Below are 15537 nucleotides of genomic sequence, written 5' to 3' on the forward strand. Positions count from 1 at the left end.
GGCTGGCTCAAGACAGTGGAAATCGGCGGATTATATCAATTACCGCGGTGAAGGTTAACCGGCGATTGTACCCTTAGACATAAAGCATTAAGGATTTCATCGAACTGGCACTGAGTTTCTACATAGATGCGCATCACTGGACGATTTTTGTTGCTTAAAGCTGTATTCATGACCATGAAGCTGTTAGAATCCGCGCCATCACAACGTAAGAGGCACCGGAAATTTAACGGCGCTTATTTGCACAAATCCATTGACAAAAGAAGGCTAAGAGGGCATATTCCTCGGCCTTTGAATTGTCTACACAGATCATATTTGGGAGTTGGACCTTGGCTAATATCAAATCAGCTAAGAAACGTGCTGTACAGTCTGAAAAGGCTCGTAAGCACAACGCAAGCCGTCGCTCTATGATGCGTACTTTCATCAAGAAAGTATACGCAGCGATTGAAACTGGCGACAAAGCTGCTGCACAGAAAGCATTTAACGAAATGCAACCAATCGTGGATCGTCAGGCTAGCAAAGGTCTGATCCACAAAAACAAAGCTGCGCGCCATAAGGCTAACCTTGTAGCGCAAATCAACAAACTGGCTTAATTGCCAACTTGTTGTTAGCTTAAAAAAAACCGGCTTATGCCGGTTTTTTTATGTCTGCAATTCAGGCCTCTTTGAACAGGGCTGAGTAATCCCGGTTACACACACGCTGTACCGCGGGATGCTGAATCATACGTTCGGCAAATATCGCGTGATATTCTTCCATCACATTCTCAACGCGCCCGATTTCAACAATGCTCTCATCTTTGTAGGTGTCTTCACCGTAAAGCGTCGGTGCGACAAATATCGCATTGTGTGCCGCACCAAAGGCTTTCATTAGCGCCGCATCATCAAACTCACCCAGAATTTCGACGTTCAGTCCTTGAGTGTTAATCCAGTTCAGGATCTTGCGCCCTAACATTGAACGACGGCCAGGAATCAGCAACCGTCGGGTTTCAAGGCATGCAGGGAAAGGTAAATCGGGTACTGGATTCTGGCTCCAGAAGCTAATGCCGCATTCGCCAATTTTCACCGAGAACAGCCCTTCTTGCTGAGTTGAGTCAATCGGGCAGTCAGAGATGATCATATCGAGTTTATGCTGGCTGAGTTGCTCAAGCAGCATTTCGTGAGTTGATTCGAAACAGCGCAGGTGGATTTGCTCATCTTCAACGACAGCCGCATCAAGCACACCACTCACCAGGCGTTTTGACAACGCATCCGCAATACCCACATCAAACAACAAGCTGGACTCTTTGCGATAGTTAACGATATCCAGCATTTCCTGGCTTAAAGTAAACATACGATCCGCATAACGGAAAACGAGCTGCCCCAATTCAGAAGGCACCAGGCCACGGCCCTGACGGCGGAAGAGTTTACCTTGCAGGCGTTCTTCTAATGCTTTGATCTGACCGGTGATGGTCTGCGGCGTTAAATAAAGTGCTTCCGCAGCTCCAACAACTGAACCTTCTTTGCAAACATGCCAGAAGTAGTAGAGATGATTGTAATTGATGTGTGACATACGGTTTTCGCTCCCTGATCAACAGTCCATGAGATAACGGCTCCTGAGGAGCCGTTAGTGGAAATATTAATTGTGTTGGTGTTGTGGGCTGAAGCGGCTTCTCAACATCCAGTAGCCAACCACAGCCGAGAACAGCGACCCCAACAGAATACCCAGTTTCGCCCAGGTAATGAGTGCCGGGTCAGCGCCATCAAACGCCAGTGAAGCGATGAAGATAGACATCGTGAAACCAATGCCACACAGTACGCCCACCGCCATAATTTCCTTGCACGTCGTCCCTTCTGGCAAGGTCGCCAACTTCAATTTGAGAGCCGCCCAGCAAAACAGGCTAATACCCAGCGGCTTACCGATAAACAGACCCGCCATAATTCCCATTGGCAGCAGTGAGGTCAACCCTGCAAATGTGACTCCACTTAACGACACACCGGCATTGGCGAAAGCAAACAGCGGCAGAATCAAGAACGCGACCCAAGGATGAAGCACATGCTCGAGTTCTTTTGCTGGGGAACGGCCTTTTTCGTCTTTGAGCGGAATAAGGAAACCAATAATTACCCCAGCAAGCGTTGCGTGTACGCCCGATTTTAACACCGCCGTCCATAACACTACGCCGACCAAAATGTACAGCCCGGTGCGACGTACGTTGAAGATATTCAGTAATGCCAGAACTGCGATAGCACCTGCTGCAACAGCCAACGAAAGCATAGAAAGATCATTGGTGTAGAACAGGGCAATGATAACAATCGCGCCCAGGTCATCGATGATAGCCAGTGCCATCAGGAATACTTTCAATGCTACCGGCACTCGATTGCCCAGCAACGCCAGAATACCCAGCGCGAAGGCAATATCTGTTGCTGCGGGAATCGCCCAACCTTCACGAGTGATTGGGTCCTGGAAGTTGAACAACAGGTAAATTGCCGCAGGGACAACCATCCCCCCCAGAGCAGCAATGACCGGGAATGACGCCTGGCGCATGCTGGCAAGCGATCCACTCACCATTTCGCGTTTTACTTCAAGGCCAATCATCAGAAAGAAGATCGCCATCAACGCATCATTCACCCACAACAACAGGTTTTTACTGATATCCAGTGAACCGATGCGAACTTCAACCGGTGTATTCAGAAATGATTGATACAACTCGCTGGTGGAACCCAGATTAGCAAGAACCATTGCCAGAACTGCTGCAAGGATTAAAAAGATACCGCTTGAGGCATCGCTATGGAAAAAGCGTTTTAGTTTTTTTGTCATTATTTCACCCAACTTATTTTTACTGCCTTAAACATTTAGGGCATTAATATGTATTAAGCATAACCCAACCAACACCTCGATAAAAGTAGATTATATGGCGCGAATAACTCGAAAAAATCGAATTGGAATGTTAATTGAGCTAATCAAATTCGGCGCATAAAAAAGCCTGAATCAAAAATATTCGATTCAGGCTTTGGCGCTACACAAAGGAGTGTGAAGTTTAGCGGGTTAAGTCATCAAAGAATTTCTTCACGCCATCAAAGAAATTCTTTGAACGCGGACTGTTCTTTTCACCGCTTGGCCCACCAAAACTTTCAGCCAGATCGCGCAGCAACTGCTTCTGCTTTTCGTTCAGGCTGACAGGTGTTTCCACCACAACGCGGCATAACAGGTCGCCCTGAGCCCCGCCACGTACGGATTTCACCCCTTTGCCACGCATTCTGAACAATTTGCCAGTTTGCGTTTCACCAGGTACTTTCAGGTTCACACGACCATCCAGGGTTGGCACTTCAATCTCACCACCCAACGCCGCCATTGCAAAGTTAATTGGCACTTCGCAATACAGGTTATTGCCTTCACGCTCAAAGATTGGGTGCTGTTTGACCTGAACCTGAACGTACAAATCACCTGATGGTGCTCCGTGTTCGCCTGCTTCACCTTCACCAGCAAGACGAATACGATCGCCGGTATCCACGCCCGCCGGGATCTTCACGGACAGGGTTTTGGTTTTTTCTACACGACCATGGCCATGGCAGGTATTGCACGGATCTTTAATAATCGAGCCACGACCCTGGCAGTGCGGGCAGCTTTGCTGCACTGTGAAGAAGCCCTGGCGCATCTGCACCTGGCCTTGCCCATGACAAGTCGGGCAAGTCTGCGGTTTAGATCCCGCTTTCGCGCCGCTACCGTGGCAAACGCCACACTCTTCGAGTGTTGGAATGCGGATCTCTTTGGTGACGCCACGAACCGCTTCTTCCAGCGTTAAGTCCATGTTGTAGCGTAAATCGGCACCACGGGAAGCGCGTTGACGACGGCCACCACCGAAGATATCGCCGAATACGTCGCCAAAGATATCGCCGAAGTCAGCACCACCGCCACCAAATCCGCCGTGACCGCCGCCACCCATACCACCCTGTTCAAACGCGGCATGACCATACTGGTCGTAGGCTGCACGTTTTTGTTCGTCGGTAAGGATTTCGTAGGCTTCTTTAATTTCTTTAAACTTCGCCTCGGACTCTTTGTCACCCTGATTACGATCCGGGTGGAACTTCATTGCCAGGCGTTTATAGGCTTTCTTGATTTCACGCTCTTCCGCGTTTTTCGGAACGCCTAAAACCTCGTAATAGTCTCTCTTCGCCATCTTTTTTGTCTGCCCCTAACATGCGGGCACGGGCGCAGAGGAAAACCTCAACGCCCGTGCCAGTTACCAACCGCTCTATTCATCATTCTTCGAGCTGCAGGGGTGTTGGCTGCGCTCATTCACCCCAGTCACTTACTTTAGTAAGCTCCTGGGGATTCACTCCCTTGCCGCCTACCTGCAACTCGAATTATTTCGAATATGAATAAAAGGGCGATTATTTTTTGTCTTTAACTTCTTCGAACTCAGCGTCAACAACATCGTCGTCTTTGCCAGCTGCGTTGCCAGCATCAGTCGCGTTACCCGCTTGTTGTTCAGCGTGCTGTGCCTGAGCCAGTTCCATCAGTTTCTGAGAAACTTGCGCCAGTGCCTGCATTTTCGCTTCGATGTCAGCTTTGTCTTCGCCTTTCAAAGAAGTTTCCAGCGCGCTCAATGCAGACTCAATAGCAGTTTTGTCGTCAGCTGGCAGTTTGTCGCCCGCTTCTTCAACTTGCTTACGAGTGCTGTGCATCAGGTGGTCACCCTGGTTGCGAGTCTGAACCAGTTCTTCGAACTTACGGTCAGCTTCGGCGTTAGCTTCTGCATCACGCACCATTTTCTGGATTTCTTCTTCGTTCAGACCAGAAGATGCCTTGATAGTAATCTTCTGCTCTTTACCGCTGTTTTTGTCTTTCGCAGACACGTGCAGAATACCATCCGCATCGATGTCGAAGGTGACTTCGACTTGCGGCATACCACGTGGTGCCGGGCTGATACCATCCAGGTTGAACTGACCCAGAGATTTGTTATCAGCTGCACGTTTACGCTCACCCTGAATCACATGGATGGTCACCGCAGACTGGTTGTCTTCAGCGGTAGAGAACACCTGGCTGTGCTTAGTCGGGATTGTGGTGTTTTTGTTGATCAGTGAAGTCATCACACCGCCCATGGTTTCGATACCCAGAGACAACGGGGTAACGTCCAGCAGCAGTACGTCAGTCACGTCACCAGCAAGCACACCACCCTGAACAGCAGCACCGATTGCAACAGCTTCGTCCGGGTTAACGTCTTTACGTGGTTCTTTACCGAAGAACTCAGTCACTTTCTTCTGCACCATTGGCATACGAGTCTGACCACCGACCAGGATAACGTCCTGGATATCGGATACAGACAGGCCAGCATCTTGCAGCGCAACTTTCAGCGGCTCGATAGAACGGTTTACCAGGTCTTCGACCAGGGATTCCAGTTTTGCACGAGTCACTTTGATGTTCATGTGTTTTGGACCAGTTGCATCTGCAGTGATGTACGGCAGATTCACGTCGGTCTGCTGAGCAGAAGACAGCTCAATTTTCGCTTTTTCAGCAGCTTCTTTCAGACGCTGCATAGCCAGTGGATCGTTACGCAGATCGATACCTTGATCTTTCTTGAACTCTTCCACTAAGTAGTTGATCAGACGGCTATCGAAGTCTTCACCACCCAGGTGGGTATCACCGTTGGTTGCCAGAACTTCGAAGGTTTTCTCGCCATCAACTTCGTCGATTTCGATAATAGAGATATCGAAAGTACCACCACCCAAGTCGTAAACCGCGATAGTACGGTTGCCAACTTCTTTATCCAGACCGTAAGCCAGAGCGGCTGCGGTTGGTTCGTTGATGATACGTTTTACTTCCAGACCTGCGATACGGCCAGCATCTTTCGTTGCCTGACGCTGTGCATCGTTGAAGTACGCAGGAACGGTGATAACAGCTTCAGTTACTGGTTCGCCCAGGTAATCTTCAGCGGTTTTCTTCATTTTCTTCAACACTTCAGCAGAGATCTGCGGAGGTGCCATTTTCTGGCCTTTAACGTCAATCCATGCATCGCCGTTATCAGCGCCAATAATTTTGTACGGCATGATGGCTTCATCACGCTGCACTTCTTCATCCTGGAAGCGACGGCCAATCAGGCGTTTGATCGCGAACAGAGTGTTCTGCGGGTTAGTCACTGCCTGACGTTTAGCCGGCTGACCTACCAGAATCTCACCATCCTGCGTATAAGCAATAATAGAAGGAGTGGTGCGGTCGCCCTCGGCGTTCTCCAGCACACGTGCAGTAGTACCATCCATAATTGCTACACAAGAGTTGGTAGTACCCAGGTCGATGCCAATAATTTTACCCATCTAAACGTCTCCACTTAAAATTTGTTCGTCATGTGGTTGTGAACCTGTTATGCGGGCAAACAAGAGTCTTTCAACTGCCCAAACGTGCTTTTTTTGCAGGCTCATCAACTGCGGTTGGATACAAGATGGGGTCACTAAGCTCGCCATCAAGGGGCAAGGTAAAAAAAATTTTCATCTTCACACCTGTTTAGATCATAGACTCGCGCCCTTCACCTGATTATGATGCCGCGCCCCGCTGCCCTTTAGCGGTTATGCGGCGCTCACATATATCCATTTTCAGACGAATTTTAGAGGAACTATGGGCAACACTAAGTTGGCTAATCCAGCTCCCCTGGGCTTGATGGGCTTCGGCATGACCACCATCCTGCTCAACCTGCATAACACCGGCATCTTCCCTATGGATGTCAACATTCTTGCAATGGGTATTTTTTACGGTGGTATCGCGCAAATTTTTGCCGGCCTGCTGGAATTCAAGAAAGGTAATACTTTCGGCCTGACAGCATTCACTTCTTATGGCTCTTTCTGGCTGACTCTGGTCGCCATTCTGATCATGCCTAAGATGGGTCTTGCAGACGCGGCAAACGCACACTTCCTTGGCGCGTATCTCGGCCTGTGGGGTGTCTTCACTCTGTTCATGTTCTTCGGCACCCTGCAAGCTAACCGCATGCTGCAGTTCGTGTTTGCTAGCCTGACAGTTCTGTTTGCCCTGCTGGCTATTGGCCACCTGGTTGATAACGAAAGCATCGTGCGCGTTGCGGGTTGGATCGGTCTGGTTTGTGGTGCTAGCGCCATTTACCTGGCGATGGGCGAAGTGCTCAACGAGCAGTTTGGCCGTACCGTACTGCCAATTGGTGAAAAACACTAATTACGGCAAGCAACGAGTCAGAAGACAAAAACGCGGAGCCAGGCTCCGCGTTTTTTTATGAATGTTGCAGCGGTCTTTCAACCACCTTCCCTTCATGCGTTAAATCATTTCTCAGCCAAATTCCCAGTGCCAGGCCAACCATTGCCAGTGCCAGCACATACCAGGCAGGCGCCATCGGTGATACCGCCGACAACATGGTGACAAAAATAGGTGTCAGACCACCAAAAATGGCATAAGACATATTATAAGAGAACGAAATCCCACTAAACCGCACTTCTGCCGGGAATGCCCTGACCATTACGTATGGCACCGCACCTACCACGCCAACGCTCAAACCAACCAGGCCATATAAGAAGAACAAATATTCAGGATGGCTCGCCGTCAGGTGATAGAACATCCAGCTACAAACCGCCAGCAACACACTACCGATGATAAAGGTCTTGCTGGCACCAATACGGTCGATAATCATCCCGGCTAAGATACACCCGATACACAACATCACAATCGCAATACTGTTTGCCTGAAGCGTCAGTGCTGGCGCGATGCCCAACTGTTTTTGCAACCAGGTTGGCGCCATCAAAATAACCACAACAATTCCTGCAGACAGCAACCAGGTCAGCAGCATCGAAACCACGACAGCCTTTTTATGGTTCACGATGACGGATTTCAACGGCAACTCTTCTGCCAGTGCTTTACGTTGCTGCATCTCAATAAAAATCGGCGTCTCTTGCAACCAGCGGCGCAAGTACATCGCCACCAGCCCGAAAATACCGCCTAAGAAGAACGGAATACGCCAGCCGCCATCATGAATCGCCTGCTGCGTCATCGAAGTATTAATAATGGTGGCGACAACGGAACCCAGCAAAATCCCGGCAGTTAAGCCAGCAGTTAACGTGCCACAGGCGATGCCGATACGTTTATAAGGTACGTGCTCGGCAACAAACACCCAGGCGCCTGGCACTTCACCGCCGATTGCCGCCCCTTGAAGAACGCGCATCAACAGCAGTAATACCGGAGCGGCAATGCCGAGAGTTTCGTAGGTCGGCAACATACCAATCGCCAGAGTCGGCAACGCCATCAGCAAAATGCTCAGGGTGAACATTTTTTTGCGTCCCACCAGATCACCAAAGTGCGCCATGATGATGCCACCTAGCGGGCGCGCCAGATAACCCGCAGCAAAGATGCCGAACGTTTGTAGCTGACGTAGCCATTCAGGAATATCCGCGGGGAAGAACAGTGCCCCGACGACGGTGGCAAAGAAGACGAAGATGATGAAGTCGTAGAATTCGAGCGCGCCACCAAGGGCGGCAAGGGTCAGGGTTTTGTAATCCTGACGATTCAGAGGTCTTGTGTGTGGTGTTGACGGCAATTGTTGTGACATAAGAACCTGCGCATAAAGATGAGTGTGGTTTTTAGTTTCCATTTTGCTGTAAAGCAAAACTTACTATAACGTTCCCCACACGACATACCAGAGCCACTACATCTTATGTCACAAACAACCTATTTTTAGATATTTACTTCACGAATTGCACTTTTTGGACGAAAAGATGCTACGACAGTCGTATCTGTTTCAATGTAAGGACCATCCAGCAGCTGTATACAATACGGTACACTTGCAAAAATACCCGGTACCACAACTTTGCCATCAGCATCTTTAACGCCTTCAAGCGTTTCTTGAATCGATTTTGGCTGGCCAGGTAAATTGAGGATTAGCGCCTGCTTACGGATAACGCCCACCTGGCGCGAAAGAATCGCCGTTGGCACAAACTGCAGGCTGATCTGGCGCATCTGCTCGCCGAAGCCCGGCATCACACGGTCAGCAATGGCAAGCGTTGCGTCAGGAGTGACATCGCGACGCGCCGGCCCCGTACCACCCGTGGTAAGCACCAAATGACAGGCCATTTCATCCACCAACTCACACAGCGCTTGTTCAATCAGCGGCTGTTCATCAGGGATTAAGCGGGTTTCTATTTGAAAAGGAGTGGTTAAGGTTTTCTCCAGCCAGGCAACGAGCGCCGGAATGCCTTTATCTTGATAAACGCCGCTTGAAGCGCGGTCAGAGATCGAAACTAAGCCAATGCGTAAGGTATTCATATCATTCCCGGGAAATCAGCAAACTTAACGGAATGATACACGGCGAAGGGAATTGCAGACAGGGTGAAACACTAAAAAGCGTGACCGGAACACTCCGGCCACGCCAATGATTACAGCAGGTCGCCGATCATTTTTTCCAGTTTTTCCTGGTCGATAGCAAACTTACGGATGCCGTCAGCCAGTTTATCAACTGCCATTGGATCCTGGTTATGGCTCCACAGGAACTCGGATTCAGTCATACGCTCAGGGCGTGCTTTAACTTCACCGGTGTAAGCCAGTTTACGCTCAACCGCACCTTCGCTTTCAGCCAGCTCTTTGAGCAGAGCAGGCGCGATGGTCAGACGGTCACAACCAGCCAGTTCGATAATCTCGCCCAGGTTACGGAAGCTTGCGCCCATAACGACGGTTTCGTAACCGTGTTGTTTGTAGTACAGGTAGATTTCAGAAACAGAAACCACACCTGGATCTTCGTGCGCAGCGTACTCTTTCTTATCGGTATTGGTTTTGTACCAGTCGAGGATACGGCCCACGAATGGAGAAATCAGGAACACGCCAGCTTCAGCACAAGCACGAGCCTGAGCGAAGGAGAACAGCAGCGTCAGGTTACAGTTGATACCTTCTTGCTCCAGCTGTTCAGCAGCACGAATGCCCTGCCAGGTAGAAGCCAGTTTGATCAGGATACGGTCATTGCTGATGCCCGCATCGTTATACATTTTGATCAGACGTTTTGCTTTGGTGATGCTGGCATCGGTGTCGTAAGACAGACGCGCATCAACTTCAGTAGAAATGCGACCAGGGATCAGTTTGAGGATTTCCAGACCAATATTCACCGCAAGCTTGTCAGTTGCATCCACAACTTGTTGTGCACGATCGCTGCTTTGCTCACGCGCCCATGCAACCGCATCATCAATCAGTTTGCGGTATTCAGGAATTTGCGCAGCGTTCAGGATCAGAGATGGGTTGGTGGTAGCATCTTGCGGTTGATACAGCTTCATTGCCGCAATATCCCCGGTGTCCGCCACAACTGTGGTTAGCTGACGCAGGGAGGTCAATTTATCCGTCATGATAGTGTTTCTCGTTAGGTGTAACTTGTTAGGGGGATGTAACCGGTCTGGCTTGATGATATCACGACGTCATTCAGGCGCAACCGCAGCAACACATCGTCAGGAACTGAACGCGAAACTGATATATTCTGTGTATTATTCGCCTGCAATCTAATGGAACATGCGCAACCACCGCGCATTAGTCGTGCTCGCAGTGCATGTAAACGAGGGATGTTAATGGCCGATTTTTTTATGTTCATCAATGAGATACTGTGGGGTTCTATTCTCATTTATTTATTAGTCGGGGCCGGTATTTGGTTTACCTGGCAATGTGGCTTTGTCCAGTTTCGCTATCTGACCCAGCTTCGCGGTCTAATCCTTACCAATAAAAACGAAGATTCTTCCGGACTTTCCTCATTTCAGGCGCTGTGTACAAGCCTTGCCGCACGCATCGGCAGCGGTAATCTTTCCGGCGTCGCAATTGCACTAACTCTCGGTGGCCCTGGCGCTATTTTTTGGATGTGGGTAGTCGCCATGCTTGGAATGGCAACATCCTTTGCCGAATGTACCCTCGCCCAGCTCTATAAAACCCGTGATAGTGAAGGTAATTACCGTGGTGGCCCCGCCTGGTACATGGAACGCGGGCTTGGAATGCGCTGGATGGGGGTGATGTTTTCCGTCTTCCTGATGGTCGCCTTTGGATTGATTTTCAACGCGGTACAAGCCAACTCCATCGCCAGCGCAGTTAACCATGCTTTCGGGATCCCTAAAACCTGGATTGGCATCGCACTTGTTGTTTTGACGGCTGGCGTGATTTGGGGCGGAATGCGTGGCACTGCGCGTGTCTCCCAATGGCTAGTGCCGTTCATGGCATTTATCTGGGTGTTGATGAGCCTCGTGGTTGTAGCAATGAACATCGAACGCCTGCCTGAAGTCGTTTCACTGGTATTCAGAAGCGCGTTTGGTTGGCAAGAAGCGGCATCGGGTGCGATTGGATTTAGCATCAGCCAGGCCATTACCACCGGTTTTCAGCGAGGAATGTTCTCCAACGAAGCAGGAATGGGTTCATCACCCAACGCCGCAGCCGCAGCAGCCACCTGGCCTCCACACCCCGCCTCGCAAGGGCTGGTGCAAATGTTCGGCGTGTTGATCGATACCATGATCATCTGTACCGCCACCGCGGGAATCATCCTTTTTTCAGGAATTCTGGATACCGCAAATCCACAGATGAATGGTGTTACGCTGGTGCAACAGGGGCTGAGTAATGTGGTCGGTTCATGGGGGGCGGGGTTTATCGCGCTAATTGTGTTGCTGTTTGCCTTCACGTCGATTATCGCCAACTATGCCTACGCAGAAAACAACCTTTTGTTTCTACAAAATAAAAGTCCATTTTCCATCGTGTTATTTCGCTGCATGGCGCTGGTGATGGTGATGTTTGGTACTTTATCTCCGTTGCCGATAGTCTGGCAGATGGCAGATGTGGCAATGGCGTTTATGGCGGTCACTAATCTCACGGCGATTTTATTGCTATCGCCTATCGCACGTGATTTGAGCGCCGATTACCTGCGCCAGTTGCGCCTCGGTATGACGCCGGTTTTCGATCCGAATCGTTTTCCCGAAATTAAAAGCCAACTGGAACCCGGTATTTGGGACAATCACAAGCCACCTGAAACCAGGCGCTAATCGCAACCATTGGCAGATACTTTCAGTAAATTTGCTACCATGTAGCCAAAATATGTCGAGTTACATCGCGGCGGCAAGGAACAGAGATGCTCATACTAATTTCACCTGCAAAAACACTGGATTATCAAAGTGATCTTCCTACCGATCGTTATACTCAGCCAGAACTGCTGGACCATTCGCAGCAGTTGATTGCGGTGGCGCGCAAGCTTAGCGCACCGCAAATTTCGTCATTGATGCACATCAGTGACAAGCTGGCGTCATTGAACGAAACCCGTTTTCATGAATGGCAGCCTGATTTCACACCGCAAAATGCGCGTCAGGCGATTCTGGCGTTCAAAGGCGATGTGTATACCGGATTACAAGCTGAAGAGTTTAGCGACGCAGATTTCGATTTTGCCCAGCAGCATTTACGCATGCTTTCAGGGCTATATGGCGTGTTACGCCCGCTGGATCTGATGCAACCTTATCGTCTGGAGATGGGCATTAAGCTTGAAAACCCGAAGGGTAAAGATCTGTATCATTTCTGGGGCGACACCATCACCGAAAAGCTGAACCAGGCGCTGGCAGCTCAGGGCGACAATGTGGTGATTAACCTGGCATCAGACGAGTATTACAAGTCGGTAAAACCGAAAAAGCTCAATGCAGAAATCATCAAGCCGGTATTCCTGGATGAGAAGAATGGCAAGTTTAAAGTCATCAGCTTCTATGCCAAGAAAGCGCGTGGTTTGATGAGTCGCTACATCATTGAGAATCGACTCACTAAACCTGAACAACTCACTGGTTTTAACACCGATGGCTACTTCTTTGATGAAGCTGCATCGGGCAAACATGAGTTAGTGTTTAAGCGTCACGAACAGTAAACCTCTTCCCAGGTCGGATAAGCTTGTGTCATCCGACACCACTGGCGTAAATGGTGGATGACGCTAACGCTCATCCACCCTACAAACCCCGTTTAGTGATTTTTGTGTTGGCCGTAGTGATTACCGTTGTCATGTTTATCTTTTTTATAATGGCCATTTTTCTTACCGTGATTATCATGCGGATGCCATCTATTATCACGCCACTCATAGTGGTCGTCCCACCAGCCACGGTCGCGCCAGTGTTCACCGTCCCAGTAGTTACCGCCCCGGTCCTGCTCGCCAATTTGCAGTTTGACTGACGGGACAAGCGTAATTTCAGAAGCTTGCGCTGCCAGCGGAGTCACCACCAGAATCGATAAAGCCAACATTATTGATTTCAACATAAGTCACTCCTTACTACATTCACACCCGCTATGGGTCGTTAAGGAAAGCATAAGCCGAACAACGCGGAGTTGTTATACTGTGCAATCCTAATCTCTGAACGCCCGCATTTAATGGGAATTCCTACATTTTCCCTCCTTGTTTCCTGCATATTTCCTCCATGATTCAGACTCACACCCACCTTGACTTATTTTGTTAAAAGCGTACTTTTCAGGACATGAAAACCTTTCTGATTATTGTTCCCGATGGCGGGGTGCTGTTCGAAGCCGCCGGAATTGCCGACATACTGATGCAAGCCAACCGCTTACAGGCGGAAGGTTTGTCTCAACCTCGCTACCAGATAAGACTTGCGACCACTCAGCCTCATCAGGTGATCCACGGTCAATCCGGGCTGAACTTGCTGGCCGACTATCGCCTGCACGAACTTGATCCTTATGAACCTCGGGATACCATTATGATCACGGGGAGAGGATCAGATGAGTTAGAAGGTACCGCGGTGGTCGATTGGTTAAAGCTTGCCGCACCTCACGCTCAGCGCATTGTTTCCATTTGCGGCGGAGCAATGTTGTTGGCACAGGCTGGGTTACTTAACGGTCGTCGTGCGACAACCCACTGGCATCTACTGGAAAAGATGCAATCCACTTACCCGCACGTCAAAGTCGAAAGTGGTCCGCTCTATCTTCAGGATGGCCCTATCTGGACTTCTGGCGGAGTAAGCTCAGGTTTTGATCTGACCCTCGCACTGGTCGAAGAAGATTATGGCTTTACGCTTGCTCGCGACGTGGCACAGGATCTGGTGATGTATCTGCGTCGTCCCGGTGGGCAAATGCAATTTAGTCGATACCACCTCCAGCAAAGCGACATCTCCAGTCCGATAGGTCAATTGCAAAACTGGCTTCTGGAAAATCTATCCGCCGATTTGTCGGTTGAGAAACTGGCAGACCGGGTCGCGATGAGTCCTCGTAACTTCACGCGTGTTTTCAGCAAAGAAACTGGCATCACACCAGCGCGCTATGTTGAAGAAGCCCGCCTTGCAGCAGCCCGACATTGCCTTGAGCAAACGCGGGAAACGCTCGAGCAGATTGCGAGTAAAGTGGGCTTCGGCAATACCATCACTTTGCGCCGCGCCTTCGAGCGTCAACTACACCTCACACCGGGCGAATACCGCGAGCGTTTTCATTGTCGAAAAATGGCGTGAATTGATCCTTTTTTGTCATTTACGCCACTTTGCCTGAAGCCTACAGTGATTCCAGACATTTCAAAGAAGGAGTCAATCATGGTTAAGGTCGGTATTAATGGTTTCGGCAGAATTGGTCGTAACGTATTACGCGCCACGCTGGGTAACGCAGACGTAGAAATTGTAGCAATCAACGATCTGACAAACAGCAAAACCCTTGCTCACCTGCTGAAACACGATTCACTGATGGGAAGATTGCCTGTTCCGGTTGAAGCGGCTGACGGGCATTTGCATGTGGACGGCAAACTTGTTCGCGTGTTTAGCGAAAGAGATCCGGCAAATATCCCGTGGCATGATGTGGGCGTCGATATTGTTATTGAGGCCACGGGTTTCTTTACCAGTCGCGAGCAGGCCGCAGTACACATCAATAGCGGCGGAGCAAAACGCGTCATCATCTCGGCACCGGGCAAAGATGACGACCTGACGATAGTGATGGGCGTTAACCACCAGCAGTACGATCCGGAACGCCATTATGTCGTGAGCAATGGCAGCTGTACCACGAACGGCCTTGCGCCTGCCGCACAGGTTTTGCATCAGCAGTTTGGTATTGAACACGGTTTGATGAACACCACTCACGCTTACACCAACAGTCAGGCGTTACACGATCAGCCGGAAAAAGACCTGCGTGGCGCGCGAGCTGCCGCCCTCTCCATCGTTCCTTACTCCAGCGGCGCGGCAAAAGCGTTAGGCAAAGTCATTCCTGAACTGGACGGACGCCTGACCGGTTACTCATTGCGAGTGCCTGTACCCGTCGTTTCTATCGTTGATTTAACGGTAACCTTAAAACGCCCGGTCACCGTCGCGCAGGTGAATGCGGCATTCCTGGAAGCAGCAACAAGCGGCCCGCTGAAAGGCATTTTGGGCTACAGCGATGAACCGCTGGTATCGAGTGATTATCAGGGTGATCCACGTTCTTCTATCATCGACGGGCTTTCGACGCTGGTGATTGGCGGTAATCTGGTCAAGATATTGGCCTGGTACGATAATGAATGGGGCTTCTCTAACCGCCTGGTCGACCTTGCAGCAATGATGGCTAAACGCGGGCTCTAAAAATGCTCCCGCAAGCCTTTTAAGATCCACGCACCTGCGT

General features: G+C 50.0%; 14 protein-coding genes. 6 read left to right on the forward strand and 8 right to left on the reverse strand.

The window, feature by feature from the left end; translation table 11 throughout:
- The first annotated feature begins 326 nt into the window (after positions 1-326).
- Positions 327-590, forward strand: a complete 264-nt coding sequence (gene rpsT / locus EC843_RS10865) for a 30S ribosomal protein S20 (protein WP_034459390.1) — start codon at positions 327-329, stop codon at positions 588-590.
- A gap of 61 nt (positions 591-651) precedes the next feature.
- Here the strand turns inward: rpsT and nhaR are convergent, their stop codons facing one another.
- The 4 genes from nhaR to dnaK form a co-directional block, all read right to left on the reverse strand.
- Complete coding sequence (gene nhaR, locus EC843_RS10870; protein WP_064543405.1) at positions 652-1545, reverse strand: transcriptional activator NhaR; 894 nt, start codon at positions 1543-1545, stop codon at positions 652-654.
- Between the two features lie 66 nt (positions 1546-1611).
- Complete coding sequence (gene nhaA, locus EC843_RS10875) at positions 1612-2790, reverse strand: Na+/H+ antiporter NhaA (RefSeq protein ID WP_064543403.1); 1179 nt, start codon at positions 2788-2790, stop codon at positions 1612-1614.
- Positions 2791-3010: 220 nt separating this feature from the next.
- On the reverse strand, positions 3011-4150 hold the full coding sequence (gene dnaJ / locus EC843_RS10880) for a molecular chaperone DnaJ (RefSeq protein ID WP_064543401.1): 1140 nt from the start codon (positions 4148-4150) through the stop codon (positions 3011-3013).
- A 214-nt stretch (positions 4151-4364) separates the two neighbouring features.
- The gene (dnaK, locus tag EC843_RS10885) at positions 4365-6284 is read right to left on the reverse strand and encodes a molecular chaperone DnaK (RefSeq protein WP_064543399.1); all 1920 of its coding nucleotides are present in this window, start codon (positions 6282-6284) and stop codon (positions 4365-4367) included.
- 298 nt (positions 6285-6582) lie between these two features.
- Between dnaK and satP the strand changes: the two genes are divergently transcribed.
- The gene (gene satP, locus EC843_RS10890) at positions 6583-7149 is read left to right on the forward strand and encodes an acetate uptake transporter (RefSeq protein ID WP_064543398.1); all 567 of its coding nucleotides are present in this window, start codon (positions 6583-6585) and stop codon (positions 7147-7149) included.
- A 55-nt stretch (positions 7150-7204) separates the two neighbouring features.
- Here the strand turns inward: satP and EC843_RS10895 are convergent, their stop codons facing one another.
- From EC843_RS10895 to tal, 3 genes are all read right to left on the reverse strand, one after another.
- Positions 7205-8530, reverse strand: a complete 1326-nt coding sequence (locus tag EC843_RS10895) for an MFS transporter (protein WP_064543560.1) — start codon at positions 8528-8530, stop codon at positions 7205-7207.
- 125 nt (positions 8531-8655) lie between these two features.
- Positions 8656-9243: a molybdopterin adenylyltransferase gene (gene mog, locus EC843_RS10900; RefSeq protein ID WP_133522244.1), complete on the reverse strand. Its 588-nt coding sequence runs from the start codon at positions 9241-9243 to the stop codon at positions 8656-8658.
- Between the two features lie 110 nt (positions 9244-9353).
- Entirely contained in the window at positions 9354-10307 is a 954-nt protein-coding gene (gene tal, locus EC843_RS10905; protein ID WP_133522245.1) for a transaldolase, read from the reverse strand.
- Between the two features lie 216 nt (positions 10308-10523).
- On the opposite strand from tal, the gene EC843_RS10910 reads away from it, so the two are divergent.
- Both EC843_RS10910 and yaaA read left to right on the forward strand, forming a co-directional pair.
- Positions 10524-11969, forward strand: a complete 1446-nt coding sequence (locus EC843_RS10910; RefSeq protein WP_064543394.1) for an alanine/glycine:cation symporter family protein — start codon at positions 10524-10526, stop codon at positions 11967-11969.
- An 86-nt stretch (positions 11970-12055) separates the two neighbouring features.
- Positions 12056-12829, forward strand: a complete 774-nt coding sequence (gene yaaA, locus EC843_RS10915) for a peroxide stress protein YaaA (RefSeq protein WP_064543393.1) — start codon at positions 12056-12058, stop codon at positions 12827-12829.
- A gap of 92 nt (positions 12830-12921) precedes the next feature.
- On the opposite strand, the gene EC843_RS10920 is transcribed toward yaaA, so the two are convergent.
- Positions 12922-13212: a DUF2502 domain-containing protein gene (locus EC843_RS10920; protein WP_121814875.1), complete on the reverse strand. Its 291-nt coding sequence runs from the start codon at positions 13210-13212 to the stop codon at positions 12922-12924.
- 215 nt (positions 13213-13427) lie between these two features.
- Here EC843_RS10920 and EC843_RS10925 point away from each other — a divergent pair, with 215 nt between their 5' ends.
- Together EC843_RS10925 and gap are read left to right on the forward strand one after the other, a co-directional pair.
- A complete protein-coding gene (locus tag EC843_RS10925) occupies positions 13428-14408 on the forward strand; it encodes a helix-turn-helix domain-containing protein (RefSeq protein WP_133522246.1) in 981 nt (326 codons plus the stop codon).
- Positions 14409-14486: 78 nt separating this feature from the next.
- On the forward strand, positions 14487-15497 hold the full coding sequence (gene gap / locus EC843_RS10930) for a type I glyceraldehyde-3-phosphate dehydrogenase (RefSeq protein ID WP_121814873.1): 1011 nt from the start codon (positions 14487-14489) through the stop codon (positions 15495-15497).
- Positions 15498-15537 lie beyond the last annotated feature (40 nt).

This window comes from Buttiauxella sp. JUb87 (assembly GCF_004361975.1).
GTDB lineage: Bacteria > Pseudomonadota > Gammaproteobacteria > Enterobacterales > Enterobacteriaceae > Buttiauxella > Buttiauxella ferragutiae.

Bases quoted from the DNA above. Each gene is read 5' to 3' on its own strand.
- nhaR (WP_064543405.1), bottom strand. From the start codon at position 1,545: ATGTCACACATCAATTACAATCATCTCTACTACTTCTGGCATGTTTGC.
- nhaA (WP_064543403.1), bottom strand. From the start codon at position 2,790: ATGACAAAAAAACTAAAACGCTTTTTCCATAGCGATGCCTCAAGCGGT.
- dnaJ (WP_064543401.1), bottom strand. From the start codon at position 4,150: ATGGCGAAGAGAGACTATTACGAGGTTTTAGGCGTTCCGAAAAACGCG.
- dnaK (WP_064543399.1), bottom strand. From the start codon at position 6,284: ATGGGTAAAATTATTGGCATCGACCTGGGTACTACCAACTCTTGTGTA.
- satP (WP_064543398.1), top strand. From the start codon at position 6,583: ATGGGCAACACTAAGTTGGCTAATCCAGCTCCCCTGGGCTTGATGGGC.
- EC843_RS10895 (WP_064543560.1), bottom strand. From the start codon at position 8,530: ATGTCACAACAATTGCCGTCAACACCACACACAAGACCTCTGAATCGT.
- mog (WP_133522244.1), bottom strand. From the start codon at position 9,243: ATGAATACCTTACGCATTGGCTTAGTTTCGATCTCTGACCGCGCTTCA.
- tal (WP_133522245.1), bottom strand. From the start codon at position 10,307: ATGACGGATAAATTGACCTCCCTGCGTCAGCTAACCACAGTTGTGGCG.
- EC843_RS10910 (WP_064543394.1), top strand. From the start codon at position 10,524: ATGGCCGATTTTTTTATGTTCATCAATGAGATACTGTGGGGTTCTATT.
- yaaA (WP_064543393.1), top strand. From the start codon at position 12,056: ATGCTCATACTAATTTCACCTGCAAAAACACTGGATTATCAAAGTGAT.
- EC843_RS10920 (WP_121814875.1), bottom strand. From the start codon at position 13,212: ATGTTGAAATCAATAATGTTGGCTTTATCGATTCTGGTGGTGACTCCG.
- EC843_RS10925 (WP_133522246.1), top strand. From the start codon at position 13,428: ATGAAAACCTTTCTGATTATTGTTCCCGATGGCGGGGTGCTGTTCGAA.
- gap (WP_121814873.1), top strand. From the start codon at position 14,487: ATGGTTAAGGTCGGTATTAATGGTTTCGGCAGAATTGGTCGTAACGTA.